This window comes from Rufibacter ruber (assembly GCF_001647275.1).
Taxonomy (GTDB): Bacteria; Bacteroidota; Bacteroidia; order Cytophagales; family Hymenobacteraceae; genus Nibribacter; species Nibribacter ruber_C.
In genome coordinates this window covers 93,377-120,213 of the sequence record NZ_LRMM01000003.1, presented here as the reverse complement: position 1 = coordinate 120,213, position 26,837 = coordinate 93,377, and the positions used below count along the sequence as shown (strand labels likewise).

Here is a 26,837-nt window from a genome sequence, read left to right as displayed (position 1 = left end):
CAGTTGAGCAGACCCAAAAAAAAAGAGGCCGCTTAGTTGCGGCCTCTTTTTCTAAACAATGCAAACTGCCTTACCTGGACATCTGGCCGTAGTACTGCATGAATCTCTGCTCAATTTCAGCGGACTTCTGCGTCATGCCAATTTGGCGGCTGGCCTGGATCAGCTGCTGCATGATGAACAGGTTGATCCTGATCTCCGTGTCAAACAAGGCACTCTGGTTAAAATAATACCGCAGCGCATCATCTGCGCGCTTAGACATGACATTGACAATCACTTCGGCCTTTTTCTGCTCCCCTACCTCATGCAGCGGCACCACGTAAGGCGGAATGTAGTAGTCATACGGAATGGCGCTGTCAGGCATTTTCTCCAGGCTGTGGTTCAGAATTTCCTTCGCCTTGGCTTTGTTCCCCTCCTGCAGATAGGCCACCGCCAACTGGTAGTATTTGTCACGGGCGTTGGCCGGGAACCTGAGATAGTTCTCGTCATAGAAAATATCTTCACGGTCCAGGTTGCGCCATGACATTTTGTTCATCATGTTGTCATACATGATGTCTTTGGCAATGTACGCCGCTGACTCTGGGTTGGTGTTCAGCACCGGCACTATACGGTAGGCAAGGCCTTCCAGCTGCAGGTAGTTGTCTAAGCCTACAAAGTCTGAGTTATCTGCCGTGGTAGAGAAATATACCGGGCGCTGCCAGTTATTGTTGGCAATCAGGTCAAGAATAGCCAGGTGCTTCTTCTCAAGGCCGCCTTTGTTCACCGTCCAGCGCATTTGGCTCACAATGGAGTCTTGCCGCTCTGCGGGAACGGCTTTGGCCGCCAGCACCGCCTGCTTATCAACATTCAGCACAAAGTTCTTGGTTGGGAAAGAGAGGTACGTACGGCCGGCCCTGTCTCCAATCTGCAGTGCCTCATGGTTCTGTTTCACCAGTTGAATAAACTGTTTCAGGTCCATACCGCCGGCTACTTCTGGCCGCTCTACATAGGGCAGGTAGTCATTGATTCCCTGGCGGTAGTTCTCGTTCTCAAGGCTCATAGGGAACGGCTCAGACTGGTACGCCTGCCGCTTCATCTGGTCAAGGTACCAGTCTGTGTTCATGTAGCTGAGCACCGCCACGCGCACATCTGTCCTGAAGCCTTCCACCTCCTGCACATACCACAGCGGGAACGTGTCATTGTCGCCGTTGGTAAAGAGGATGGCGTTAGGGGCCACAGAGCTTAACAGGTTGCGGGCAGAGTCAACAGAGTGGTAACGGTCTGAGCGGTTATGGTCATCCCAGCCCTGCGCGGCCATAAGGCCCGGTGCCAACAGCCCCAAGACCGTGGCCAGAACACCCGCCAGCACCTCCGTCCGTAAGGTTTTCCGCAGGAAATCAGCTATGGCCAGCACGCCCAGCCCTATCCAGATGCTGAACGCATAGAAGGCCCCGGCAAAGGTATAGTCCCGCTCCCGCGGCTCAATGGGCGGCTGGTTCAGGTAAATGACAATGGCCAGACCGGTAAAGAAGAACAAAAGCCCCACCACAAAAGCGTCGCGCTGTTTCTTTCTGATCTGGTAAATCAGCCCCAGGATTCCCAGCACCAGCGGCAGCATGTAGAAATTGTTCCGGGCTTTGCTTTCGGCTACGCGCTCAGGCAGCCCCTCGTTTCCTTCCCAGGGCCACAGAACCCCAGACTGCTGAATGTCACCGTCACGGCCCACAAAATTCCACCCGAAATAGCGCCAGAACATATGGCCCATCTGGTACCGGAACAGGAAGCTCAGGTTGTCTGAGAAAGAGGGTTTCTGCCCTTCGCGCACGTCTACCCATTTCTGGTACTGCGCAATATGGCCGGGCTGGTTGCTGTAGAGGCGGGGCAGCAGCACTTTGTCTTTGGAGTCATATACGGCTTCTACCTTACGGCCCACCTCTATGTACTTGTCTTTGCCCTTGATGTACTGCGCGCCGCCTTCTTTCTGGTCAATGGGCTCTGCGTTGTACTGGGGCCCAAACAGCAACGGACGGTCCCCGTACTGCTCCCGTTTCAGGTAAGACACAAAGGAAACAATGTTCTCAGGGTCGTTCTCATCAATGGTAGGGTCATAGCCAGACCTGATGGGAATGATAAGGTAAGAAGAGTAGCCAATGAGCACAAAGATAAAGCTCACCAGGGCAGTATGGAGGGTTCTGTTTCCGGTTTTGATGGCATAGCGCACAGCCCAGACCAACCCGCCAATAAACAGGGCCACAAAAATGATCACCCCGGCCCCAAAAGGCAACCCCAGGCTGTTGATAAAGAATACCTCAAAGGCTCCCGCCACAGACGGCAACCCGGGAATCACCCCCACCAGCACCACGCCCAGAATGAGAGCGCTGGCCACCATGGTGAGAACTGCCCCCTTGGTAGAGTATTTCTTCAAACGGAAGAAGAAGATAAATGCCAACGCCGGAATAGCCACCAGGTTCAATAAGTGGGCACCAATAGAGAGGCCCACCATGTAGGCGATCAGGATCAACCACTTGTCTGAGCTGACGTCATGCGCCCGGCTCTCCCACCGCAGCATGGCCCAAACCACAAAAGCGGTGAAGAAAGAAGACAAGGCATACACCTCGGCCTCTACCGCGCTAAACCAGAAAGAATCTGAGAACGTGAACGCCAATGCGCCCACCACGCCGCTTCCCATGATGGCAATGGTCTGCCCCAGGGTAGGCTCTACGGTTACCGGCTGGCCGGCCACGGCCGTTGGCAATATGATTCTGCGCGCCAGAATGGTAATGGTCCAGAACAGGAAAAGCACCGTAAAGGAGCTGGACAAGGCAGACAGGAAATTGATCCACCAGGCTACCTGAGAGGTGTCCCCCCCGGCAAACAGAGAGAAAATACGGCCTAATAAGAGATAAAAAGGCGCCCCGGGCGGGTGCGGCACTAACAACTTATAAGAAGAGGCAATGAATTCACCGCTGTCCCAGAAACTGGCGGTTGGCTCTAGGGTTAAAATGTATACGATGGTAGCCACCGCAAACACCAGCCACCCCACCAGATTGTTGATCCGATTGTATTGCAACATGTTGTTTGATGATTGAATCCTCGAAATTAGCAATTTTCTGAAAGTCTGCCGTCTGGCAGTGCAGATAAATAAAAAAAAGAGCCAGCGGCGGCTGGCTCTTTCTATAACTTGCTCAGTGATATCTTATTGTTGCTGCAGGATCAGACGCTTGGTTTCCACCATTTTCTCATTCACCAGCAGGCTGTAGAAGTACACCCCGGCAGGCAGCGGTGACAGGTCAATCACAATGGTCTCTGAGGCAGAGCCCTGATTTACCGGAAACTCTTTATAAATCTTACCAATGGCGTTGGAGATCCTGATCTTGTAGTTGTCATCGCCCAGGGCACTTAAAGAAATTTTAGTGATCCCCCTAGACGGGTTAGGGTACGCGGTCAGCGAAGGAATCAGCTTCACTTCTTTGGCTGCCTGCACTGAGGCCACCCGGGCAGAACTTGCAAACACCCCCTGCAGCGTACGCACCCCCGGCTTTGGGGCAGCAACGTTTGAGGTCTTGCTCAAATACAGGAAAGGCGAATATTTTTTTGCGTTGGGGTTGTAAGACGGCAAATGCAGGGCCGCTGAAATCCCAAAGTCAGTGATTGTCAAACCGGCAGCCGTTCTCCAGCTCAACAAAACCGAATCAGATTTTGCTGTCTCTGCGGCACGGCCATGCGTTGGCAATACCCCTGGTATCACTCCAAAAGAGGCGGCTTTGCTTCCAAAGACCAGGCCTACAGAAAGAATTCCCAATAAAACGCGAGTAAAGATTTTCATACCATATAGAAAAGAAATAAGTACCTCTTATCTGATTGGCTCAAATATAAGATTGTCAGAGCAGAATACAAACTTTCTACAAGAAAAAACACCAGTTTTATCCACAAAAAGAACAATTGGCTCTTTGCTCTGTCTAACCTGTTTTGGGGCTACTTTTCTGAAAACAACCCCAAAACGCCTTTGTCAGTCTATCACATACCGGATCTCCTGGAACTGGAAGAACTGCAATTTTTGTTCCAGAAGCACCGCAAGCCTCCCTGAGGCGTCAACCCCGGTGATCTGCCCCTGCACTCGCTGGCCCGCCACCTCAAAGGCATGCCATTCCTGGTACCGGTACAGGTGCCGCAGGTATTCCTGCTTCTGCACCGGGGCCGCCCCGCCCCTGAGCCCCAGGTAGCGCCGCTCCAGGTTCTCCAGCAACTGCTCAATGAGCCTGCCAAGGGGCTGCTGCTGGCCGGTGAGCAAGGCAAAAGAGGTGGCCCTGGGGTGCTGAAAAGAGGTTTGGTTAATGTTCAGCCCAATTCCCACCACAGATTGTTGCAGACGTGGGCCAGAAATGGTGTTCTCTATGAGAATACCGCCTAACTTGCAGTCATGGTGGTAAAGGTCATTGGGCCATTTGAGGGAGCTGCCCTCTGGCACGTACAGGCGCACTAAATCCAGTACGGCCAGGGAGACGGCAATATTCAGGGAGAACTGCTGCTGGGCGTCCAGGAAAGTTGGCTTTAAAATCACCGACAACGTAATGTTTTTGTCGGGTTCCACGTCCCAGGAGTTGCCCCGTTGGCCCCGGCCGCCGGTCTGGGCCCCTGCCACTATGGCACAACCATCAGTGGCTTCATTTTTGTTAAGGAGCTCCTGTGCTACCGTATTGGTTGAACGGCACTCTGGCAGAAAAACTAGTTGCTGACCAACAAAGAGTGTATTAGGCGAAAACTTTTGCAAAGACTTTAGTATTTTTGAAGATCAAATTTATATTTCCCAGATGAAACACGACAAGATTCAGGACAATTCCGACATATTGGCAGAACTGGTGGTAAAAGGCATGCAGGAAAGAAAAGCTGCTGACATTGTCGTTCTTAACCTGAAATCATTGAAAAACGCCGTCTCAGACTACTTTATCATCAGTTCGGCCAACTCAGACACCCAACTAGATGCAATTGCCAGCTCTATTGAGGAAGAAGTATTCAAGCTAACCAAAGAACATCCTTGGCAGAGCGAGGGCCGTACCAACCGGGAGTGGGTGGTGCTAGACTACGTAGATGTGGTGGCGCATATCTTTTTGAAAGACAAACGTAGTTTCTATGCCCTGGAAGAACTTTGGGGCGACGCCGAAATTACGCACGTAGCGTCTGAAGAAGGCTCTACACCGGCTGCTTTCTAAACTAAAAGCCAGCCAGGAGGTTTACTTTTTATTGAAGAGAACAATCCATGACAGAAAAACCAGACAATAAGAAAAAGAGGAAAATCATCCCGAACACCCCGCCCCGCCCCACCATGCAGATTTGGGTGCTGGCGGCCTTGGTGCTCTTCATTTTTGGCCTCACCTATTACAACAACCTCAACGCCACGGCAGAGATAAGACAACCGCAGTTTGAGGAGATGCTCCTGGCCCAGGATGTAAGCAAAGTGGCCGTGGTGAACAACAACATGGTAGAGGTGACCCTGAAGAAAGAAGCACTCACTAATGAGAAGTACAAAGGCCTGTTAGACAACAGGGGCTCTTTTGGCACTGACCAGGGGGCTCACTTCAACTTCCCTATTATTACCGCAGAAGCCTTTAAGCAGGACTTTGACAAACTTCAGGAAAACGTACCCAGAGACCAGCGGGTGCCGCTGGAGATTGAGAAACGCACCGGGCTGTTAGAACTCCTGATGGGCTGGCCGTTCTTTATCCTGCTCATGGTGGGCTTCTGGTTCCTGATGCGCCGCATGGCCACCGGAGGCGCCGGCGGGCAGATTTTCAACATAGGCAAATCCCGCGCTGCGCTGTTTGACGCTGAGAACAAGGTAAAAATCACGTTCAAAGACGTAGCCGGCCTGGAAGAAGCCAAAGAAGAAATCCAGGAGATTGTAGAGTTCCTGAAGAACCCCACCAAATTCACCATTCTGGGTGGTAAGATCCCCAAAGGTGCGTTGCTGGTAGGCCCTCCGGGTACCGGTAAAACCTTGCTGGCCAAAGCCGTGGCCGGTGAGGCAGACGTACCCTTCTTCTCCCTGTCAGGTTCTGACTTTGTAGAGATGTTTGTAGGGGTGGGTGCCGCCCGCGTGCGTGACCTATTCAAGCAAGCCAAAGCCAAGGCCCCCTGTATCATCTTCATTGACGAGATTGATGCCGTAGGCCGCTCCCGTAGCCGTGGCCAGGTGCCCGGTGGCAATGACGAGCGCGAGAACACCCTGAACTCCCTGCTGGTAGAGATGGACGGTTTCGCCACAGACTCCGGCATCATCATCCTGGCCGCCACTAACCGCCCAGACACCCTTGACTCAGCGTTGCTGCGCCCAGGCCGTTTTGACCGCCAGATCAGCATTGACAAGCCAGACATTGTGGGCCGTACCCAAATCTTTGGGGTGCACTTGGGCCCTATCACCCTGGCCCCAGATGTAGATGCCAAGAAACTGGCCGCGCAACCCGGGTTGCCGGTGCTGAGATTGCCAACGTTTGTAATGAGGCCGCCTTGATTGCTGCCCGCCGTAACAAAAAGGCAGTGGAGATGCAGGACTTCAATGACGCCATTGACCGCGTGATTGGGGGTCTGGAGAAGAAAAACAAAATCATCTCCCCAGAAGAGAAGAAAATTGTGGCGTACCATGAAGCCGGTCACGCCATTGCCGGCTGGTTCCTGGAGCACTGCGACCCCTTGGTAAAAGTCAGCATTGTGCCCCGCGGGGTGGCCGCGCTAGGCTACGCGCAGTACCTGCCAAAAGAGCAGTTCCTGTACAACACAGAGCAGCTCATTGATGAAATGTGCATGGCCCTCGGCGGCCGCGCCGCCGAACAGATTGTGTTTGGCAAAATCTCTACCGGTGCCTTGAGTGACTTGGAGCGCATCACTAAAATGGCCTACAGCATTGTGACCATGTACGGCATGAACGCCAAAATTGGCAACCTGTCGTTCTATGACTCCAAGCAGCCTGACCATTCGTTCACCAAACCGTACTCTGAGGCTACCGCTGAGACCATTGACGCGGAGGTGCGCGGTCTGGTACAGATGGCCTATGACCGCACCATCCAGTTGCTAACTGACAAACGCCAGGAGCTGGAAGTGGTGGCACAGGAGCTGCTGGCCAAGGAGATCATCTTCCAGAGCGATCTGGAGCGCCTGGTTGGGAAGCGTCCGTTTGAGGCCCTCACCACCTACCAGGCCCACACCGCCGGAACAGACCGCAGCAAGACCCAAAGTGAGTTGGCCAGTGAGACCCACACCACCGCACCAACCGGTGCCCAGCAGAACCAGGAAGACACGCCAACGGCCGCTGAGCCAAACGGGTCTGAAAGTTCCGCCACCGGCGAAGGGACTACCTTCAGTTCTTAGCTGTTTTCTGAAAAGTAGGCCAAAAACAGAAATTCAACATGTACGAAGCCAAATCGAAAGAGATTGTGCTCCGCAAGGTGAGAGAGGCGCTGGCAAAGTCAGCGCCTTTTCTGCCTCCTACCCCTGACTTCAGCACCTCGGTCTACGGGCCGTTGCTGGAAGACCTTTCTGTGCAGTTTGCAGAGGCCTTCATTAGAAACAGCGGCACGTTTGTGTACTGTGAGAACGAAGAGGACTTCTTTGACCAGCTCTTTGAGTTCAAGAAGGAGCGCGGCCTTGACAACCTGTACGTCTGGGAGCCCGCCCTGAAAAAAATCCTGCACGCCGGCGGCATCCACTTCAACGGTACCGAAGAAGACTTTCTGGGCGCGGCCGAAGCCGCCCTCACCACCTGTGAGGCGCTGGTGGCCCGCACCGGCAGCCTCCTGGTCTCCTCTGCCAATGCCAGCGGGCGCCGGCTGTCTGTGTACCCGGCCATGCACCTGGTGGTGGCCAAGCTGTCACAGCTGGTCCCAGATATTAAACAGGCGCTTGCGTTCGTTCAACAGAAGTATGACAAGCGCTTGCCCTCTATGATTTCACTGGTGAGCGGCCCCAGCCGTACCGCCGACATTGAAAAGACCCTAGTGATGGGTGCCCACGGCCCCAAAGAACTTATTCTGTTCCTGATTGATGATCACACCGATTGACACGCTCCCTGCCGGTAAAAAAGTGTATTTCGCCTCAGATTTCCATCTGGGGGTGCCTACCCGGGAGAAAAGCCTGGCGCGGGAGAAAAAAATAGTTCGCTGGCTGGATCAGGTAAAGCAGGACGCACAGGCCATCTACCTGCTGGGTGACATCTTTGACTTCTGGTTTGAGTACCGGCACGCCATTCCGCGGGGCTTCATTCGGTTACAGGGCAAGCTTGCCGAAATCTCAGACAGCGGCATTCCCATCTACCTGTTCACGGGCAACCATGACATGTGGATGTTTGACTACTTCCCCAAGGAGCTGAACATTCCCATCATCCGGAAACCGGTTTCAACCCAAATTGGGCCCCATACCTTTTACATTGGCCACGGTGACGGGCTGGGCCCCAAAGACTATACCTACAAGGTACTCAAGCGTGTCTTCGCCAACAAAGGGGCGCAGTGGCTGTTTGCGCGGGTACACCCCAACCTGGGCATTGGCCTGGCCAACTTCTGGTCCAGGAAAAGCCGCCTGCAGAACACCGTGAAAGACGAAAAATTTCTGGGCGATGATGAGTGGCTTGTGCACTACTGCAACCACGTGGAAAAGCGGCAGCACCATGATTTCTACGTGTTCGGGCACCGCCACCTCCCGCTGGACCTGCCCATTGGGGAGAAAAGCCGCTACCTGAACCTGGGAGAATGGGTCAATTTTTGCTCCTATGCCGTATATGACGGTCAGCAACTCACGCTCACATATTTTGAGAAAGATCAAGCGTAACCTCTGGTTTCTATGGCTGGCGCTGGGTATCCTGCTGCCAGGGCGGCCCCGGGCGCAGACACCGGCCTGGGTGGTGGCTTTTCAGTCTCCGGCCAAAGGAATCACGCTGCACTCCATAGATCGGTTTGACCGCCTCTATGTTTCTGATGCCCGGCAGAACGTACTGCAGCTAGACACGCTGGGCAAGGTGATAAGCACCTTCTCCCCTCCTATTCAAGGCCGGGTGGCCATGGTGGAGGCCTGGAGCCCGGCCAAGATTACCGTCTTTTATGATGACCGCCAGCGGGTACAGTTGCTGGACCGTTTTCTCACGCCGCTGGGCTTGGCAGACCTGCGGGAGTATACAGACGGCACCGTGCGGGCCGCCACCCTGGCCGCCGATGACCGCCTCTGGCTTTTTGATGAAACCACGTTCCGGCTCCTGAAAGTAGACACCCGTTATACCAGAATAGCCCATGAAACCCCTCTGGAGCTGATCCTGGAGCGGCAGCAGCGTGACATCACCTTTCTACGGGAGTACCAGAGCAAGCTGTACATGGTAGACCGCCAGTCTGGCATTTATGTGTTTGACAACATGGGCAACTACCAGAAGAGAATTGCAGTGCCCCATCTGGCTTACGTAGGCTTTCTGGGAGATGAATTGTATTACCTTTCTGGCAACCAACTGCACTTCCAGCACCTGTACACCCTCCAGACCCGCACCGTAGCGCTGCCTGAGAGCTCTACCCCCTACCGGCAGGTGCTGGCCGGAGATAAATTCCTGTACCTGATCACCCAGGATACCCTCCTGGCTCTCCGCTGGCGGAAATAGGAGAAGGTGCGTTTCTGGCCTGTTTTTCTGAAAATAGACCTAAAACAGAAACTACAGGCTGGTACTCCCTTTCTGGCCGGCTGTGAATACCTACTCCTTCGCCAGAAACTTCAGCCCCAGCACCCCGGCTATGATAAGGCCAATGCAGAGCAGGCGAATGGCATCTTTGGGTTCATTGAACAGGAAAATGCCCAGCAGGGCGGCCCCCACGGCGCCAATGCCCGTCCAGGAGGCGTAGGCGGTACCCAGGGGCAGTGATTTCATGGCCTGCGCCAGCAGCACAAAGCTCAGGATCATAATAATGACGGTGACCACGCTCACGCCCAGTTTGGTGAAGCCTTCAGAATATTTGAGACCAATGGCCCAGGCAACTTCACAGATACCGGCGGCAATCAGGTATAACCACGCTGAGTTCATGTTCATCATGTTTAGAGTGAAGTAAGCAACTACTTTAGAACCTGTTAGCGTAGGTTCAGGCGGTTAGCCTCCGCTTTGGTCAGGTTTTACTTGTGTACTTACGGGTAAAATCTTTATTTGCAGAGAAGGCTACACCAATTTTTGCCGTTGCGTCTCTACTTCGCAAACTTATGAAAAAAGCAGTCTTAACGTGGTGCTTCTTTTGGGGCATTCTCCTGCTGGCGGCGGGGCAGCCTGCCGGCCTGGCAACAACAGAGCCCGAAACCCTGTTTCAGGGTGACGTGTCGCACAGCTTCTACTTTGCCCCGTCGCTCATGCTCACCCGCTGGCAAGATAGATCGGGCTTTATGGTGGGCGGCAAGGTGGCCTGGGTGCTGAACCAGAAGTTTGGGCTGGGGCTGGCGGGCTACGGGCTCACCACCCGCAACAACATTGGCGAAGTGCTGCAGTACGCCAACAACGTTTTTCTGCAGGTTGGCTACGGCGGCGCCCTGCTGGAGTACACCCCCAACCCTTCACGGCTCCTGCACTTCTCTTTCCCGCTGATCATTGGCGTGGGCGGCGCAGCCTATACCAATTCGCCGCTGGGCAACAACACCTCTAACCGCTACAGCTACGAGGTGTACCAGACAGACACTTTCTTTGTGATGGAACCGGGCGTGCAGGCAGAACTGAACATGGCCCGCTTCATGCGCCTGGGCCTGGCTGCGAGCTACCGGTTTGCCCAGGGGGTGGACCTGTCCAGGTCCAGTGACCGAGACATGAGCGCCCCCACCGTTTCCCTCACCTTTAAGTTTGGGAAATTCTAAAATGCCCCCTCCTCCTGTTTCTGGCCTGTTTTCCTGAAAACAGCAGAAACAGGAAAGAATAGATAACTGCCATTGTTTCTTGAGCAGGCCGCTGCTCCCCCACCTGTACACTTAGCCTTTCAGGTTGACTCACCCAACCTTCTATATGAAAAGACCCTTTCATTTTAAACACAAGAAACTGGTGCGGTACAGCACCAACACCGGCATAGCCTTTCTTATCTTCTGGACCTTCTTTTTCATTCACCGCACCGGCCTGAAGGATTTTGAAGGGGATGACGTGTTCCGGCTGCTCTACAACTCAGTCATGGTGAACGTGATTCTGGAGGGTACCCGCCGCATTGCCAAGCGCCTGAGCAAGAAGTATGACTGGCGGGAGTTTGGCCTCAGGCGGTTTGTCTATGAATGGATTGCGGTACAGTCTTATATCCTGCTGGTGATGGTGCTCTTCCAGATCATTCCCAGGCTCATTCTGGGGCAGGTGGGCTCCTACAACTTCACAGACGCCGAAACCATACGGGACGTGAAAGAGGTGTTTGTGTTCGGCTCCATCATTCTGCTGTTTGTGCACTTCATCCGGTCCGGTATTTATTTTTACAACCAGTGGCACCGCTACCTGGTGCAGTCTGAGAAACTCAAGAAAGAGACCATCAAGGTGCAGTTTGAGTCATTGAAGCAGCAGGTGAACCCGCACTTCCTGTTCAACAGCCTCAATGCGCTGTCTTCACTCATTTACAAGGACCAGGACATGGCTGCCAAGTTTGTGGAACAGCTCTCAAAGGTGTACCGCTACGTGCTGGAGAACAAAGACAAGGAGCTGGTGCCGCTGTTCACTGAGCTGGACTTCATCTATTCCTACCTGTTCCTGCTCAAGATCCGGTTCCGGGAGAACCTGCGCGTAGACATTAACGTGCCTGAAGAACTGCAAAACCACCAGGTGGCCCCGCTCACCATGCAGCTGCTCATGGAGAACGCCATCAAGCACAACATTGTGAGCCGTGATGAGCCCCTCTACATTGACGTGTTTGTGGAAGGCGATTACATCATCATCAAAAACAATCTGCAATTGCGCGAAAGCCGGGAGGAGTCTACCGGCGTGGGCCTCAAGAACATCATCAACCGCTACAAGTTCATCACAGACAAAAAAGTGGGCGTTGAGGTGACCGCAGACAATTTCATTGCTAAATTACCGCTCCTTAGCAACGCCGCCTGAGCGCATGCATCAATGTAGCTCTTGCATGCCAAACCTGGGGCGAAAGGTTCTGGCTATACATTTTTTTAACAGCATAGCAGCGCTATGGCAGAGAAAGATAGAAGCTGTTTAGAGTTTAGATAGAAAGGCATTTGGCAAAGTTTCTAGTTTCTGTTTTTGGGCTGTTTTTCAGAAAACAGCCCAAAAACAGAACCACTGGCTGGTGAAAACCTTATCTGACTGCCTTTGCCTCCCAGTTACAAAAATTCTAAACAGCTTCATAGTAAGCCCGGTTCTTGTTACACCCGTTTGCCGCGCAAAAGCAAACCTTAGACCTGCTCCCATGAACATTCTCCTGATTGAAGACGAATACCTGGCCTCAGAAAAACTGGAGGCCCAGCTCCTGCGCTATGACCCCCGCATCAGAGTTTTAGACACCATAGACTCTATCAGGAACGCGGTGCGCTGGTTTGAGAATAACCCCGCCCCAGATTTGGCGTTTCTGGACATTCACCTGTCAGACGGCAACAGTTTTGAGATTTTCCAGAAGGTAGAGGTGAAATGCCCCATTATCTTCACCACCGCGTATGATGAGTATGCGGTAAAGGCGTTCAAGGTCAACAGCATAGACTACCTGCTCAAACCCATCAGCAATGAAGATCTGGCGGCGGCCATGGAGAAGTTCAAGCGCCTACGGCAGAGCCAGCCGGCCCCACCCGCCCTGGACATGCACCAGATCATGGCGTTGCTGAACCGTAACAACCAGCCCGAGACCCCGCATTACAAAAACCGGTTCCTGGTGAAGAGCGGCCAGAAGATCAGGTCCATCTCTACTGAGGAAATCGCCTATTTCTACGCCGAAGACAAGATTGTCTTCCTGATCACCACCACCGGCCAGCGCTTCATCACTGACTATACCCTTGACACCCTGCAGGAACTGCTGGACCCGGAGCAGTTCAGCCGCCTGAACCGCCAATTCATTGCCCACATCCATTCCATTGATGAGATTCACCCGTACCTCAAGGGCCGCCTCAAAGTATATGTGAAACCAGCTACAGACAAGGAGATCATCATCAGCAACGAGCGCGCGCATGCCTTCAAGGAGTGGCTGGGGAAGTAGCTTCTGTTTTTGGGCTGTTTTCCTGAAAACAGCCCAAAAACAGGAAAGCGAAGTTATTTATGGGCTTGTGCCTTCTACTAACTAGTATAAACGACGGGAAGGCCGTAGGCCGAGATGACGTTTATACATTGTTAACGGTGGGTTTTCTTCCCTTTTTAGCTTTCAATGGAGATGCCATCAAATGTTCTGTCAAGTTTTCTGAACACGACCACAAGGTCATCTGTAAGTTCTTCGCTAATCGTGTAGTCGGAAACGATTCCGGCATTCTCAACTTCTGGATAGAATCCGATTCTCTTTAGTTTTACAGCATCCAATACATGTTCCTTCTTTGATTTAGATGAGTCGGCTTCTACTAAAATCTCTTCTATATCATCATCTAGTTGTTCAAGTATCTCCTTAACATAAAACTCAACATTCCCGCCTTCTTGAAAGTCTTTGCTTATTTCTTTTCTGTTCTCAAAGTTTAAACTTTCAATGTCGGTTAATTGAATTTTGATTAAGTCAAACTTTTCTATTCCGATGTCGGTATTTTCAAAGGTCAAGTCAATCTGAATTGTTCTTCCTTCAAATTCAATGTCTGTTTCATAGTATTCTTCAAGCTTACTAAGGTCTAGTTCACCGAAAAATGGAAGCTGGTATTTCATAATTTTTTTTAATTCTTAATATTTTAACTTATCCCTCACTAGCTGATAAACATACCTCCTCACTTTGGAATCACCCCTTCTTTGACCGCATCGCCTTCACCACTTTCAAACGTCCATCACCCACCAGCGTTTCATATTCTCCTGAGCCTAGCGGCACCAAAGCGATCCTTCCCTCTTCATTGGCATGCACGCCCCAGCCGTAGCGCTTGGTGAGCGGCGATGCCCTGAAACAGGCCTGCCCCTTAGAGAAAAACTTCTGCCTTTCTGCGTCCAGTTCTTCTTCAGGCACCTCGTTCTTAGCCGCGAAAACGCTAAACAAAACCTCATCTGACGTGAATTGATAAGGCTTCCCGTTCAGCATTTCAAACTGCAGGTTGGCCACGGTTTTGGCATCGCCCTTCTGGGGCGGCATCTCAGCAGTGGCTACGGGGCAATCTTCGGCTACTTCAATGAAGGTGTTGTAGTAGTTGGTGGTGTGCATACAGGGTAAATTGGTTACTTTAAAAGTAGCCTTTTTTGAGTTGTTACCAAATGAAATTGCTGCGCCCATGGTTCTGGAACATCCTGTTTTCAAGCTGTTTTCAGTAAAACAGCCCCAAAACAGAAATGGCTTCTACGCCAGATCCTTCACCATCCAGATGGTGCAGGCAAAGTGGCCGGAGTTTCCCAGCGCGTGCGGGATGTGCTTGAAACCTGCCTTCTCATACAGGCGCACCGCCTTTGCCAACTCAGGGAAAGACTCCAGGTACAGCTGTCTGTACCCCAGCTGCTTTGCCAGAACCAAAGTCTTCTGCAACAGTTGGAACCCAACGCCTTGGCCCCGGCTGGCCGGGGCAAGGTAGAACTTCACCAGTTCGGCGCAGCCGTCTGGGAGCCCTTCTGTAGGGTACAGGCCACAGCCACCAATAAGCTCGTCTCCTTCCTGGGCCACCAGATAAGCGCTGCCCGGGGTTTGGAACAGCTGGTACAGCTTGTCTGTGGTGGGGTCTGTATAGACAGTGCCGGGGCGGTCAATATTAAATTCCCTGAAAACGGCTCTGATTAAGGCGGCCAGCGGTTCATTGTCTGCCTCTTTCAGGCTCCTGATCACAGGACTGGGGCTTTGGTGGGTGTTCTGCATTTCCGGTTCTTTTTCAAGTCAAAGATAGAAAAGTAGCCTGGTTAAAGTCAGTAAGGCTCCAGCGCATGAATAAACGTTTCAATGATGAAGGGCAAGGGCAGCATGGGGTCCTGCCAAGGCGTTGTTAGGCCCCCGTAGCAGTGCCGTCAAGACCAGAGAAGCGTACCGGCACGTTCAGGCTATGCTCCGTCTCGGCCCAAAGGCAACCTTGAAACACCCTCTCCCTTAGCTACCCGCTGGTTTGGGCCTGATTTCGCAAAAACAGGCCAGAAACAGAACCGCCCGCCCCAGCCCGCTTCACCGGTGGGGCATGTTCCTGTTTACCCTGCGTACCCGCCCTCCGGTTTTGCCGGTTACTGCGCATTTGCAACTAAAATCCCGCATATAAGTAATCTAATAGACGGCTCCGGAGGCAAAACCGGGTAAGTCCCAATTAACCAAGTTTCAAACGCGTTGATGTCTCACCTTAACCCCAAAGGAAAATAGTATGCGAGCAATGAATTACCGAGGCCCCCTGCGGGTCAGAATAGATGAAAAACCAATGCCAAAAATCGAACATCCGCAAGATGCCATTGTGCGGGTGACCCGGTCTTGTATCTGTGGCTCAGATTTGCACCTGTACAACGGCTCCGTGCCAGACACCCGCGTAGGCACCACGTTTGGGCATGAGTTCACTGGCATTGTAGAGGAAGTGGGCTCTGAGGTAACTAAAATAAAAGTAGGTGATCACGTACTGGTGCCGTTCAACATAGCCTGTGGCCAGTGCGTGTTCTGCAAGCAGGAACTGTACGGCAACTGCCATGAGTCCAACCCGCAGGCCACGGCCGTGGGCGGTATCTTTGGGTACTCGCATACCGCCGGGGGCTACAACGGCGGCCAGGCCGAGTACGCCCGCGTGCCTTACGCCAACGTGGGCCCCACGGTGATCCCAGAGGGAATGGACCCAGATGATGCGGTGCTCCTGACAGACGTGGTGCCCACCGGCTACCAGGCCGCCGAAATGGGCGGGATACAGCCCGGAGACACCGTGGTGGTGTTTGGGGCCGGTCCGGTAGGGATCATGGCCGCCCGCTGCTCCTGGCTCTTTGGTGCCGGCCGCGTCATTATCATTGACGAAGTGGAATACCGCCTGGAATTTGCCAAAAACTACGCGCAGTGCGAAGCCTACAACTTCAGGGAGATGGGTGACGTGGTGCAGTTTGTGAAAGAAACCACTGACTGGATGGGGGCTGATGTCTGCATTGACGCCGTAGGCGCTGAGGCCGCCGGCAATGCCATGCAAACCATTACCGGTAGAAAGCTGTTCCTGCAAGCGGGTTCAGCCACTGCCTTGCACTGGGCCATTAACTCAGTGAAAAAAGGCGGTATTGTGTCTATTGTGGGCGTGTATGGCCCCACTGACAACCTGGTGCCCATTGGCAACGTGGTGAACAAAGGCATTACCATCAGGGCTAACCAAGCCTCTGTAAAGCGCCTGCTGCCAAGATTGATAGAGCACGTGCAGAACGGGGTGCTGAACCCTAAAGGCCTGATCACGCACCGCATTCCGCTGGAGGAAGTCTCAGAAGGCTACCGCATCTTCTCCCAGAAGCTGGACAACTGCATCAAACCGGTACTTATTCCATCAACCGCCAGAATCTAACGCAACACCCTCATGGAAACATTAGCAAATAATTATTCCCATATCATTGGCTGGGGCATAGACGCCGACCCCAAGAATGACCCCACGTACCCCATGCGCAAACGCTCTGCAGATGACCACGGCGGCTACAACTGGCAAAGGCCCACGCAGCAGCCCATCAACATTGAGGTGCACCACTCCACAGAAAGGCCCAACGTGAGCGCGGTCTTCGGGACGGCGGTGCCCCCCAGCGGGTTGAGCGGCATGCTGCGCCGTTTCGCATTCAAACATACAGAGAACCAGTACCGCCGCTGGCTGCCCATGCTGCTGGCAGACCGCATTAATGTGGTGGAAGGCATCATTGAAGACTTCAAAGACGGCAAAGTGCCCAACATCTTCGCAGAGAAAGGCATGAACGCTGATTTAAAACATGACCGCTCAGGGCTTATCCAGAAAGCCGCCATTGGCGCCTTTCTGGTGGCGGCCGTGGTGGCCTGGCAAATGGGCAAGAAGAGCGGCTCCCGCAGAGGCTAAGCTTTCGCTACTTTACAAAAAGCGCTCGGCAGTGTTAACCACTGCCGAGCGCTTTTTTTATCTCCTTTTCAGCTCCTGTTTTTAGCCTGTTTTTCTGAAAACAGCTCCAAAACAGGATACTACTCTACTTCAACAGCCTCACCAATTCCTGATCATGCTGACGTGCCTCCATTCTTTGCAGAATTTTCCTGTACCTGGGCCGGTTGTACCGCTGCAGTAAGATGGGATAGATATTGAGGAGCACGTTCAAAATGATTAGCCATTTGCTTTCTGTGACAGAGGAAGTAAAAAAAACTGCAATAGCGAAGACAATTACGGCAATGATCAGATGGCCCAGCTCAGAGATGCGGGTATTCCGCTCACATGTCTGTAGACACGCCGGCTCTTTCTTCACCGGATTATTCTGCTTGCTGATCTTCTCCCACCCTACTGCCACCAGCAGTTTCCGGTACAGATGCAGCCCCAGATATTTATACCACCTGCCCTCCTGCTCAAAGGGCTTCGGTTGAAAGTAAGACCAGTCCAAATCTGGTTTAAGCAGTGTAATCACCACTGTGTACCACCCCATGAGCAGAAAGTTCAGACCCCAGCTGAAGACAAAGCTCTCCACCGTAAACATTCTGAAAAAAACCAGGCACAGCACTATTGTCACAATGGTGGCGAAAATGGAAATACCCCAGCTTTTGGCGTTCGTGGTCATATCAGAAAGTAAAAACTTGTCTATTAGATGAATTGGGCAAAGGTATCATGGCAGATCATATATCCAACACCATCTCATACTGCCCCAGGGTCTCCTGCATTCCGCGCCCCTGCACAAAATTCAACAGACTGGCACCGTGCGCATCTACATTCACCACCGTGACCGCGGGTGCGCTGACCATCTCTACCAGTTTCTGACAAAGTGCCTGCCCAATGCCTTTCCCGCGCCACGCAGGGGCCACCGCCAGGTGGGCAATAGCGCCAGTTAAAGGGTAGACAACCCCGTACCCCACACACTCGTGCTGCAGGCGCGCCTCTACCACCTGCACATAGTGGCCACTTCGGCCAATGGCCGCCACGTGGTGTTGCCAACTGGGTTCAATCTCCCAGAAGGTCTGGTAGCGGGGCCAGTCTGGCCCGGCCACCTTATGCAGTGTCACCCCGTGGGGCAAATGGGCGTGCCAGGACAACAGCTCTTTTTCCAGCCTGAAGCACCTGAAGGTACGTTGTATCGCAAAGCCCAGCCGCCGGTAAATGGCCAGCGCCCGCTTGTTCTCCTGAATCACCTCCAGCAGGCACTGCTCAGCGCCCTGCTCCCGCAGCCGCGGTATACAGAACTGGTACATGCGCTCTGTCAAGGCGTGGCCTCTGCCGTGGGGTACTACGCCCGTTCCTCCGTTATAGGCGGTTTTCCTGCCCCGCCATTCGCCCAGGGCGTTCAGGATAAAACCTACCGGCTCCTTTTCTTCATTCAGCGCCAGCGGCGAAAGGTGGAGGTGGGTGCCATCACGGGTCAGTTTCATTTCCATCACCGCCTCTGTCAGCACCAAAGGCAACACATAGTCAGAAAAAGCCGTGTTGAACAGGGTGCACAGTTGCGGCACGGTGGCAGAATCAGCAAAAGAAAAGGTCATAGTTGTGAAAGCGGGCTAGGGGAAGTCTAAATAACAAAATTACTCCTCTTTTTCCAACTCAGTAGTTCTACTGCCCCACGGGCAACTGAGTACGTAAAAACCCGTTTAGCCTATGTACTGACACACCTTGAGGGTCAGCCTTTTACCTAACCGACACACAAAATGAAAGCACTTGTCTTCCACAAAATTGGCGATGTCAGTGTTGACACCGTTCCAGACCCCATCATTGAAGAACCCCGTGATGCCATCATCAAAGTAACCTCTACGGCCATCTGCGGCTCAGACCTGCATATTTATGACGGCTTTGTCCCCCAAATGAATGACATGGTGCTGGGCCATGAGTTCATGGGCATTGTAGAGGAAGTGGGGCCCGGGGTGACCAACCTCAAGAAAGGCGACCGCGTGGTGGTACCGTTCCCTATTGCCTGCGGCCACTGCTTTTTCTGTAACAACAGCTGGCCCACCCAGTGTGAAAACTCAAATGACAAATACGGCCCAGACGGTGGGTTGATGAGTGAGAAAGGCGCCGCCCTCTTTGGCTACACAGACCTTTACGGGGGCATTAACGGCGGCCAGGCCGAATATGTGCGCGTGCCATACTCAGACTTCGGCCCCAGAAAAGTGCCAGAAGGCCTCACAGACGAGCAGGTCCTGTTTCTGACAGACATCTTCCCCACCGGTTGGGCGGCCGCTGACTGGGGCCGGATCAGGGGCGGGGAAACCGTGGCTATCTTTGGGGCGGGCCCCGTGGGCATCATGGCGGCTAAATCTGCCTGGCTCATGGGCGCCGGCAGGGTCATCAGCATAGACATTCAACCGTACCGGCTGGAAATGGCCCAACGGTCAGCCAACGCAGAGACGCTGCTCTGGGAAAGTGAAGACCAGGTGGTGGAGTACATCAGAAGCATCACTGAGGGCCGCGGGGCAGATGTCTGCATAGACGCCGTGGGCATGGAAGCTGACCGCAACCTGCTGGAGAAAGCCAAAGCAGTCATCAACCTGGAGAAAGGCACCCCCAAAATTCTGGAAGCCTGCCTGCGGGCGGTGCGCAGGGCGGGTGTGGTGAGCGTGGTGGGCGTGTACGGCTCCCCGTTTGATAACTTCCCCATTCACCGCTGGTTTGACAAAGGCGTAACCTTGATGGGTACGCAGGCACCGGTCCAGTACTACATTGACCACCTTATGCAACTGGTGGTTGACGGTAAAGTAAAGCTGGAAGATATCATCACCCACACCCTCCCGCTGGCAGATGCGGCCCACGGCTATGACATCTTCAAAAAGAAGGAAGACAACTGCGTGAAAGTGGTCTTGAAACCCTGACCCCAAGCTTTCAGTCACTAAAAAAGGAGCGCTTTGGCGCTCTTTTTAGTGACTGGGCTGTCTGTTTTTGGCCTGTTTTTCAGAAAACAGAAAAACAGAAGGTTGATAAGTAGGCTACCGGTGCCTGCCTATTCAAATTAAGTTATTATATTTGTTAATTAGGGTCTCAGGCAAACAACCCCAACCTGCAGGTAGCAGCCTATTTCTACGGTTCTACCGTTACAACGCGCTGATTTACAAGCGTGGCATTTTTGATCATCGGCGTAGCCGATGGACTTGTCTGCCTGCGTCACCTGTTATTTGTGAAAACAAGAATTATAGATATAAAGGAATTTACCCGTGGGATGTAGTTCATGTTCTAGTGGCGGATGCAGCACCAAAACCACCGCAGCCGATGGCAGCGAAGTGGTGGCCGGCTGCAAAAGCAACGGCGGTTGCAGCACGGGAGGCTGTAACCGGTTAAATGTATTTGATTGGCTCTCAGACATGGAGATACCCGTGTCTTTCAAGGAGTTTGATATAGTGGAGATCCGGTTCAAAGGGGGCCGTAAAGAATTTTTCCGGAACGTGAACCGGCTGCCCCTCATTACCGGTGACCCCGTGGTGGTAGACGTGCCCAACGGCCACCACATTGGCCACGTGTCCCTGAAAGGGGAGCTGGTGCGTCTGCAGATGAACAAGAAGAAGGTGCAGAACAATGACGAGATCAGGAGCATCTACCGCGTGGCCACTGAGAAGGACATGGAGAAGTTCAACGCGGCCCGTGACCAGGAATCTGCCACCATGTACCGCGCCCGCGCCATTGTGCAGGAGCTCCAGCTTAAAATGAAGCTTTCTGATGTGGAGTACCAGGCAGACAAAACCAAAGCCACCTTCTTTTACTCGGCAGATGACCGGGTTGACTTCAGGGAGCTGATCAAAAAGCTGGCCGAGGAGTTTAAAGTGCGCATTGAGATGCGGCAGATCAGCCTACGGCATGAGGCCGGCAGGCTGGGCGGCATTGGCTCCTGCGGGCGCGAACTCTGCTGCTCTACCTGGCTTACAGATTTCAGAAGCGTCTCCACTACGGCTGCACGCTACCAGAACCTGTCATTGAACCCCAGCAAGTTGTCTGGCCAGTGCGGGCGCCTCAAGTGCTGCCTCAACTATGAGCTGGAAACGTACATGGAGGCGCTCAAAGACATCCCTACCGTGAACCGCCCTTTGCAGACCAAAGCCGGTGACGCCTATTTGCAGAAGACAGACATCTTCCGGCGCATCATGTGGTTTGGCTACAAAGGTGACAGCAACTGGTTCCCGGTTGCGGTTGAGCGCGTGCACGAGGTCCTGAAAATGAACGCCGCCGGTGACATGCCTGAAAATTTAGCCGAAGAGGTGAAAAAGCAGCAGGAAGAGGTGGTAGACTTTGTTGAGTCGCTGGAAGGCAACCTTGACCGCCTGGACGAACAGTTCAAGAATAAGAAGAAACGCAACAAGAAAAAGAACAAGGGCGCAGCAGGCGCAGCAGGCGGCCACGCCACAGCCGCCGCAGAAGGGCTGGCTCAGGCCGCCCCTACCCCAGAAGCCCGCAAAGACCGTCCGTCTGGGTTGCCTAACGCCAGTCAGCCAAGGCAACGGCCGGAGCGCGGCAACGCCAGGCCTTCCGGCAGCGCCGAAAACAAACCCCGCCCAGAGCGGGAACCGCAGCAGCCGCCGCAGGGGCAACCCAAAGGCCAGCAACCGCAGGCAAAACCGAGGCCGGAGCGGGAGCAGAACCGTGCACCCCGGGAGCAGCAACCACCCCGCGAAGGCGGCCAGAACAACCGTGCGCCGCGCGGTGAAAGACCGCAAGGCCAGCGCCCGCCGCAAAACCGTCCTCAGCCCACCGCTGACGCACCCGCCGCCGGCCTTCCGGCCGTGATGGCCGCGCTGCAGGCAGAGCGTGGCCCCAAACCAGAGGGAGAACAGCGCAACAGGCGCAACCGCGGCCGCAACAACCGCAACCGTAAGCCTAACGGCGGCAAGGCAGACAATGCAGGCCCTACTCCAAACGCAGACGCCTCATGAGAAAACTTTTAATGCGCGTTTCCGGCCTTTTTGCCCTGATGCTGCTCCTGGCCAGCTGTGACACCAACCGGGTGTTTGAAGAGAATCAGGACCTACCGGAGAACCAGTGGCCTGTGAACCTGGCCCCGGTGTATACGTTTGAGATCACAGACACCACCCAGCGGTTCAACGTGTATTTCAATGTGCGCAACGCCGTGCATTACCCGTTTTACAACCTGTACCTGCGTCATTACCTTACGGCCCCAAACGGAGAGCTGCTAAACTCCTATCTGCATGAGATGTACCTCATGGACCCTAAAACGGGTGAGCCCCTGGGCAGCGGCGCGGGAGACATCTTTGACCACCAGTTCAGGGCGCTTAAAAATGTCACGTTCAGGCAAGCCGGTACGTACCGGCTCAAGCTCAACCAGTACATGCGCCAGGACCCGCTGCCGGGCATCATGTCTGTGGGGGTAAGAGTTGAGAAAGTAGCCCAATAACGGTCTTTCGCATATCTAAGCGTTTCTGGCCTGTTTTTAAAAAACAGGCCAGAAACGCTTTTTTTGTGCCCTTTCCCCACTTTCTGCCGTAGGGTCTTCTACACAGGAAACCCTAATCTGTTTTTTCAGTATTTGTACCGATAACAGAACCACCATCGCCTATGAAACTGACCCTGGAGATTCTAGGATGCTTTGCCATTCTGGCTTCTTTGCTGCCCCTCATCAAAACCACGCAATGGTGGGTCAGAATGCTGGATTTCCCCCGGGTGCAGGTGGCAGTGCTGGCCGTGTCGGTGCTGGTGGTGTATGAGTGGCTTTACGGCCTCGGCCATGGCCCGCAGAAAGTTTTTGCCGCCATGCTGGTGGCTGCCGCTATCATTGAGTTGGTGCACATTTATAAATTCACGCCATTGGTGCGGGTTCAGGCGTTGCGCTCCAAGATAAAAGCACCCAAGAACTCCTTCGGTTTTATGATTTCCAATGTGCGCATGTCTAACACCCGCTACAAGAAGTTCCTGAAGGTGGTGCGTGAGACAGACCCGGACATGCTGCTCATCAACGAACCCAACCAAGCCTGGGCAGACGCCATTGCCGAACTAGATGAACGCTACCCGTACTGCATCAAAAAACCGCTGGAAAACACGTACGGCATGATGTTCTTCAGCAAGTTCAAGTTGAACCATACTGAGGTGCGGTACCTGGTAGAGGAAGGCATTCCTTCTTTTTACACGGTGGTGGAGTTGCCCACGGGCAAGAAGTTTGACCTGTTTACCGTACACCCGCAGCCCCCCCACCTGAACAAAGACACAGATACCCGGGAGGTAGAGCTCTTAACCGTCGCCAAGATGGCCAAAGACTCCCCGTACCCCAGCATAGTGGCCGGCGACTTGAATGACGTGGCCTGGTCATATACCACCAACCTCTTCCGGAAAATCAGCGGGCTGCTGGACCCCCGCATAGGCCGGGGCTTCTACAACACGTACAATGCGTTTGTGCCTTTTTTCCGGTACTCGCTTGACCATATCTTTTATGACCCCGCTTTCCGGCTCATTAGAATGAAATGTCTGGGGTTCTTCGGGTCTGACCACTTCCCCATCTTCATTAGGCTGAACTATGAGCCGCTGGAGGCAGACGAGCACGAGGTTCCGGAACCCGATCAAGAAGAGGCCGAAGACGCGGAAGAGCTCCTGAATGAAGCCAAAGAAAATATCCAGCAGTCGCCTACCTGACTGGGAATGGCAGAGTTCCTCACCACCCGTATACAGACGTGCGTTTTAGGGCTGATTTCTTAAAAACAGGCCAGAAACGCAGAAGCCCTGCCCGGTTCTCCATACCGGCGCAGGGCTTCTCTTTTAGGGTGCGGGAGTGTAGCCCCAAGACGCGCAGGGAGACGATATGCTCAACCTATTCGGCCTAAAAGAAGGCGTAGCCATAGAAGCTGCCAAGACAACGCCTGCCGTTGCGGCAGACACCCGCAGGTTTTCCGTACGCTTGCTAGTTCTGGCGCAGGAGGCAAGGCGGCGGCCCCAACCCCTGCCTGAAACCACCTGCCCGCTGCCCTTTTCCCCGGAGATTATTTTCTGCTTTAACTTATACCTGTAAATGCTCACAGCGCTTAGGGGCCTGAATTACCGTATAGGCAAAGAGGTTCTTCCCTGAACGGGAAAATCCCCGTGGGCAGACGTTTTCTGCTTTATGACCTTTTGTAAAGCCGTCTGCCATTCGCGGGGCAATCTGGTTCTGTTTTAGGCTTGTTTTTGAGAAAACTGCCCTAAAACAGAAAACCGCTGTTTCTGACTTTTCTTATAAAATTCACTTCACAACTCCTGATTTTCTTCGCCCCACAGGGGCAACCCATGGCTTTTAGGTAAGAAAGATTCAGGAAAAGGAGAGTTCTCCCTAACAAATTAAAATTCAGCCACTGGGATTTAACCATGCGCATTCGCACTCGTATAGTATTAACACTTGCCTCTGAGCAAGGACATCTGTTTTTGGCTCCCAGGCAAATATCTGCTTACCCAAAACCATTCTATAACCATTAACTAAGGAGAATCACTATGAAAGACAATCAAAAAGATCAGCAAAGTAATAATCTTGGCTCCTCTTCTGGTTCAAACGGAAACACGGGTACTAACGCATCTGCATCCTCTTCAGGAACCACCGGCACCAGCGCCTCAAGCGGCGGCACCGGCGGTACTTCTGGTAAAAGCTCTAACTCAGACGCCTCCCTCTCTGGGGTGAGCGCCTCTGGCATCTCCGGTACAACTTCCAGCATGGGCTCTGGCACTTCAGGGTCGGCGGCTGCCGGCGGTACCACCAACAGCACCGGCTCTAAGAAAAGCGCCACCTCCACCACAGGCGCTGACTCTTCTTCTAAGAAAAGCAGCACCAGCAAATCATCAACCCCCAAAGCCAGCACCAAAGCCAGTGCCTCTACCTCAAAAACAGGCGGAAGAGCTTCTGGGAAATCAACCTCAGCCAGCACCGGCTCTTCTGACCAGGAGAGCAACTCCATGGCGGGCTCGTCTGCCTCCATGGGAAGCGGCATGGGCTACGGCGGCTCACAGGGCGGCGACCTGGGCAACCAGGGCAGCTCTTCTATGAGCGGCATGAGCGGCGGCGGCAACTTTAACGGCGGCCAGGGCGGTTACGGAAACCAGGACAATGACATGGGCTCCCGCGGCGGCTACGGCTCCAACATGGGCGGTGGCTCTAACTACGGCCAGGGCGGTTACGGCAACTCAGGCTCACAGGGCGGCGGCAGCAACTACGGTGGCTCCAGCTACGGTTCCGGCTCTGGCTCACAGGGCGGCAACTACGGCGGCCAGGGCAGCTACGGCAGCATGGGCGGCACGTACGGAGGCAACTTTGGGGGCATGGGCGCTGGCAGCTTTGGCGGCGGAAACTCCTGGAACAACCATGATGACCAAAGCAACCGCTACGGCTCTCAGGGCGGAAGCTCTAACTACGGCTCCCAAGGCAGCTCCGGCAGCGGCTCCAACTACGGTCAGGGGTATGGCTCCATGGGCAACAGCAATTCTGGTCAAAGCAACTACGGCGGCTCATCAGACATGGGCTCCCGCGGCGGTTACGGCTCTAACATGGGCAGCAACCCGTACGGCATGAGCTCCCAGGGGGGCTACGCCGGAAACTCCAGCCGTTCAGAATCTGACCGCGGCGGCTACTCTAACTACGGCGGCTCTGGCTATTATGGCAACCAGATGGGCTATGGCTCTGAAAGCGGCTACGGCATGCACGGCAACGACCACGGCCGCAGCCACGGCGGGTACAGCCAGGGCTACAGCAACCAGGACAGCAGCTCGTATGGCAACATGGGGTCGCGCGGCGGTTCTTACGGGGAAGAGTACGGCTCGCGCCGAGGCTCCCAGGGCGGCTATGACGGCAATTCAGACTTTGACGGCGGCTACAGCCAAGGCGGAAACCGCTACAGCACCCAAAACCAAGGCGGCTCTAACTATGGCCAGGGCAGCTACGGCGGCTCTGGTTCACAGGGCGGCGGAAGCAACTACGGTTCTGGCAGCATGGGCTCCAGAGGCGGCTATGGCTCATCAATGGGCGGCAATGAAGAGTGGCAAGGAAGCTCGCGCGGCGGTAGCAACCGTGGCGGCGACAGCAGCGGCTACGGCGCTATGAGCGGCGGCAACTACGGTGACCGCGGCGGTTACAGCACCTACAATGCCCAGGGCGGTGACTTCGGGTCACGCAGTTCAAACAGTGGCTACGGCTCGCAAGGCGGAAGCAACTACGGCGGTTCTGGCAGCGGAAACTTTGGAGGTTCCAACTACGGCAACATGGGCAATGACATGGGCTCCAGAGGCGGCTACCAATCATCGGGCACCGGTTCACACAACGGCGGCCGTGACCATGGCCACGGCGGCTCTATGACCGGCGGCGGCTACGGCAACCAGAGCCGTGATTACGGCATGGGCGGCTACGGCCAGGGCGGAAGCAGCTACGGCTCTTCCAGCGGGTACGGCTCGTCTAGCAATGACATGGGCTCCCGCGGGGGCTACGGCTCTTCTGGCATGGGTGACAACCGCTCCAGCTACGGCGGCGGTGGCTCTGGCTACGAGAACAATTCGGCCTACGGCCGGGATTCCTATAACGACAATGATGACTACGGCAACCGCAACCGCGGCGGAAATTCTTCGCGCGGCGGGTCTTCTTCCAGAGAAGAATTAGACTAGGCTGCCAAAGTCTTTTGACTAAAACAAAAATCCCCGCTGAGGTCAGCGGGGAATTTTTGTTTTAATAAGGTTCTCAAATTTCGATAAGATTCTCAAATTTATAATTGCCTCAGACG

General features: G+C 53.9%; 24 protein-coding genes and 1 pseudogene. 15 read left to right on the top strand and 10 right to left on the bottom strand.

The annotated features are described in order from the left end of the window. Positions 1-70: 70 nt before the first annotated feature. The 3 genes from A8O25_RS02230 to A8O25_RS02220 all read right to left on the bottom strand — a co-directional run bounded on the left by A8O25_RS02230 (position 71) and on the right by A8O25_RS02220 (position 4,747). Positions 71-3,049 (bottom strand): glycosyltransferase family 117 protein, encoded by a 2,979-nt coding sequence (locus A8O25_RS02230; protein ID WP_066830206.1) that lies wholly within the window; start codon positions 3,047-3,049, stop codon positions 71-73. Positions 3,050-3,172: 123 nt separating this feature from the next. Next, entirely contained in the window at positions 3,173-3,802 is a 630-nt protein-coding gene (locus A8O25_RS02225; protein ID WP_082893387.1) for a T9SS type A sorting domain-containing protein, read from the bottom strand. 183 nt (positions 3,803-3,985) lie between these two features. Further along, positions 3,986-4,747, bottom strand: a complete 762-nt coding sequence (locus A8O25_RS02220; protein WP_066830200.1) for a biotin--[acetyl-CoA-carboxylase] ligase — start codon at positions 4,745-4,747, stop codon at positions 3,986-3,988. Positions 4,748-4,787: 40 nt separating this feature from the next. On the opposite strand from A8O25_RS02220, the gene rsfS reads away from it, so the two are divergent. From rsfS to A8O25_RS02195, 5 genes and pseudogenes are all read left to right on the top strand, one after another. Beyond that, positions 4,788-5,186 (top strand): ribosome silencing factor, encoded by a 399-nt coding sequence (gene rsfS / locus A8O25_RS02215; protein WP_066830197.1) that lies wholly within the window; start codon positions 4,788-4,790, stop codon positions 5,184-5,186. 47 nt (positions 5,187-5,233) lie between these two features. Beyond that, positions 5,234-7,338 (top strand): annotated as a pseudogene (ftsH, locus tag A8O25_RS02210) (ATP-dependent zinc metalloprotease FtsH). A 38-nt stretch (positions 7,339-7,376) separates the two neighbouring features. Further along, positions 7,377-8,027 (top strand): LutC/YkgG family protein, encoded by a 651-nt coding sequence (locus A8O25_RS02205; RefSeq protein ID WP_066830190.1) that lies wholly within the window; start codon positions 7,377-7,379, stop codon positions 8,025-8,027. Next, positions 8,011-8,790: a UDP-2,3-diacylglucosamine diphosphatase gene (locus tag A8O25_RS02200; RefSeq protein ID WP_066830188.1), complete on the top strand. Its 780-nt coding sequence runs from the start codon at positions 8,011-8,013 to the stop codon at positions 8,788-8,790. The genes A8O25_RS02205 and A8O25_RS02200 overlap by 17 nt, the downstream gene beginning before the upstream one ends. Further along, positions 8,771-9,601: a hypothetical protein gene (locus A8O25_RS02195; RefSeq protein WP_066830185.1), complete on the top strand. Its 831-nt coding sequence runs from the start codon at positions 8,771-8,773 to the stop codon at positions 9,599-9,601. The genes A8O25_RS02200 and A8O25_RS02195 overlap by 20 nt, the downstream gene beginning before the upstream one ends. A 90-nt stretch (positions 9,602-9,691) precedes the next feature. Here the strand turns inward: A8O25_RS02195 and A8O25_RS02190 are convergent, their stop codons facing one another. After that, entirely contained in the window at positions 9,692-10,018 is a 327-nt protein-coding gene (locus tag A8O25_RS02190; protein ID WP_066830327.1) for a DMT family transporter, read from the bottom strand. Between the two features lie 170 nt (positions 10,019-10,188). On the opposite strand from A8O25_RS02190, the gene A8O25_RS02185 reads away from it, so the two are divergent. The 3 genes from A8O25_RS02185 to A8O25_RS02175 all read left to right on the top strand — a co-directional run bounded on the left by A8O25_RS02185 (position 10,189) and on the right by A8O25_RS02175 (position 13,136). Continuing rightward, positions 10,189-10,827, top strand: coding sequence for a hypothetical protein (locus A8O25_RS02185; RefSeq protein ID WP_066830182.1), 639 nt, complete (start codon positions 10,189-10,191; stop codon positions 10,825-10,827). A 145-nt stretch (positions 10,828-10,972) separates the two neighbouring features. Continuing rightward, positions 10,973-12,037: a sensor histidine kinase gene (locus A8O25_RS02180; RefSeq protein WP_066830179.1), complete on the top strand. Its 1,065-nt coding sequence runs from the start codon at positions 10,973-10,975 to the stop codon at positions 12,035-12,037. Between the two features lie 322 nt (positions 12,038-12,359). Continuing rightward, positions 12,360-13,136 (top strand): LytR/AlgR family response regulator transcription factor, encoded by a 777-nt coding sequence (locus A8O25_RS02175; RefSeq protein ID WP_066830176.1) that lies wholly within the window; start codon positions 12,360-12,362, stop codon positions 13,134-13,136. A gap of 155 nt (positions 13,137-13,291) precedes the next feature. Here the strand turns inward: A8O25_RS02175 and A8O25_RS02170 are convergent, their stop codons facing one another. From A8O25_RS02170 to A8O25_RS02160, 3 genes are all read right to left on the bottom strand, one after another. Beyond that, positions 13,292-13,780 (bottom strand): DUF2004 domain-containing protein, encoded by a 489-nt coding sequence (locus A8O25_RS02170; protein ID WP_066830173.1) that lies wholly within the window; start codon positions 13,778-13,780, stop codon positions 13,292-13,294. Positions 13,781-13,850: 70 nt separating this feature from the next. After that, the gene (locus A8O25_RS02165; RefSeq protein WP_066830171.1) at positions 13,851-14,261 is read right to left on the bottom strand and encodes a DUF6157 family protein; all 411 of its coding nucleotides are present in this window, start codon (positions 14,259-14,261) and stop codon (positions 13,851-13,853) included. A gap of 132 nt (positions 14,262-14,393) precedes the next feature. Next, positions 14,394-14,900: a GNAT family N-acetyltransferase gene (locus A8O25_RS02160; protein ID WP_066830169.1), complete on the bottom strand. Its 507-nt coding sequence runs from the start codon at positions 14,898-14,900 to the stop codon at positions 14,394-14,396. A gap of 487 nt (positions 14,901-15,387) precedes the next feature. On the opposite strand from A8O25_RS02160, the gene A8O25_RS02155 reads away from it, so the two are divergent. Beyond that, a complete protein-coding gene (locus A8O25_RS02155) occupies positions 15,388-16,542 on the top strand; it encodes a zinc-dependent alcohol dehydrogenase (RefSeq protein WP_066830167.1) in 1,155 nt (384 codons plus the stop codon). A 12-nt stretch (positions 16,543-16,554) separates the two neighbouring features. Beyond that, entirely contained in the window at positions 16,555-17,055 is a 501-nt protein-coding gene (locus A8O25_RS02150) for a hypothetical protein (RefSeq protein WP_066830165.1), read from the top strand. Positions 17,056-17,179: 124 nt separating this feature from the next. On the opposite strand, the gene A8O25_RS02145 is transcribed toward A8O25_RS02150, so the two are convergent. Together A8O25_RS02145 and A8O25_RS02140 are read right to left on the bottom strand one after the other, a co-directional pair. Continuing rightward, on the bottom strand, positions 17,180-17,755 hold the full coding sequence (locus A8O25_RS02145) for a glycosyl-4,4'-diaponeurosporenoate acyltransferase CrtO family protein (protein WP_066830162.1): 576 nt from the start codon (positions 17,753-17,755) through the stop codon (positions 17,180-17,182). A 55-nt stretch (positions 17,756-17,810) separates the two neighbouring features. Next, positions 17,811-18,668 (bottom strand): GNAT family N-acetyltransferase, encoded by an 858-nt coding sequence (locus A8O25_RS02140; RefSeq protein ID WP_066830159.1) that lies wholly within the window; start codon positions 18,666-18,668, stop codon positions 17,811-17,813. A 162-nt stretch (positions 18,669-18,830) separates the two neighbouring features. On the opposite strand from A8O25_RS02140, the gene A8O25_RS02135 reads away from it, so the two are divergent. The 4 genes from A8O25_RS02135 (at position 18,831) to A8O25_RS02120 (ending at position 23,742) form a co-directional block, all read left to right on the top strand. After that, the gene (locus A8O25_RS02135) at positions 18,831-19,988 is read left to right on the top strand and encodes a zinc-dependent alcohol dehydrogenase (protein WP_066830157.1); all 1,158 of its coding nucleotides are present in this window, start codon (positions 18,831-18,833) and stop codon (positions 19,986-19,988) included. A gap of 339 nt (positions 19,989-20,327) precedes the next feature. Continuing rightward, positions 20,328-22,034: a PSP1 domain-containing protein gene (locus A8O25_RS02130; RefSeq protein WP_338152722.1), complete on the top strand. Its 1,707-nt coding sequence runs from the start codon at positions 20,328-20,330 to the stop codon at positions 22,032-22,034. Then, positions 22,031-22,513, top strand: a complete 483-nt coding sequence (locus A8O25_RS02125; protein WP_066830154.1) for a gliding motility lipoprotein GldH — start codon at positions 22,031-22,033, stop codon at positions 22,511-22,513. Before A8O25_RS02130 ends, A8O25_RS02125 begins: the two co-directional genes overlap by 4 nt. Before the next feature lie 161 nt (positions 22,514-22,674). Then, positions 22,675-23,742 (top strand): endonuclease/exonuclease/phosphatase family protein, encoded by a 1,068-nt coding sequence (locus A8O25_RS02120; protein WP_066830152.1) that lies wholly within the window; start codon positions 22,675-22,677, stop codon positions 23,740-23,742. Positions 23,743-24,590: 848 nt separating this feature from the next. Here A8O25_RS02120 and A8O25_RS02110 read toward each other — a convergent pair. After that, complete coding sequence (locus A8O25_RS02110) at positions 24,591-25,061, bottom strand: hypothetical protein (RefSeq protein WP_153042550.1); 471 nt, start codon at positions 25,059-25,061, stop codon at positions 24,591-24,593. Between A8O25_RS02110 and A8O25_RS02105 the strand changes: the two genes are divergently transcribed. Continuing rightward, positions 25,027-26,721 (top strand): hypothetical protein, encoded by a 1,695-nt coding sequence (locus A8O25_RS02105; protein WP_066830144.1) that lies wholly within the window; start codon positions 25,027-25,029, stop codon positions 26,719-26,721. The two genes, A8O25_RS02110 and A8O25_RS02105, sit on opposite strands and share 35 nt — an antisense overlap. Positions 26,722-26,837: the final 116 nt, after the last annotated feature.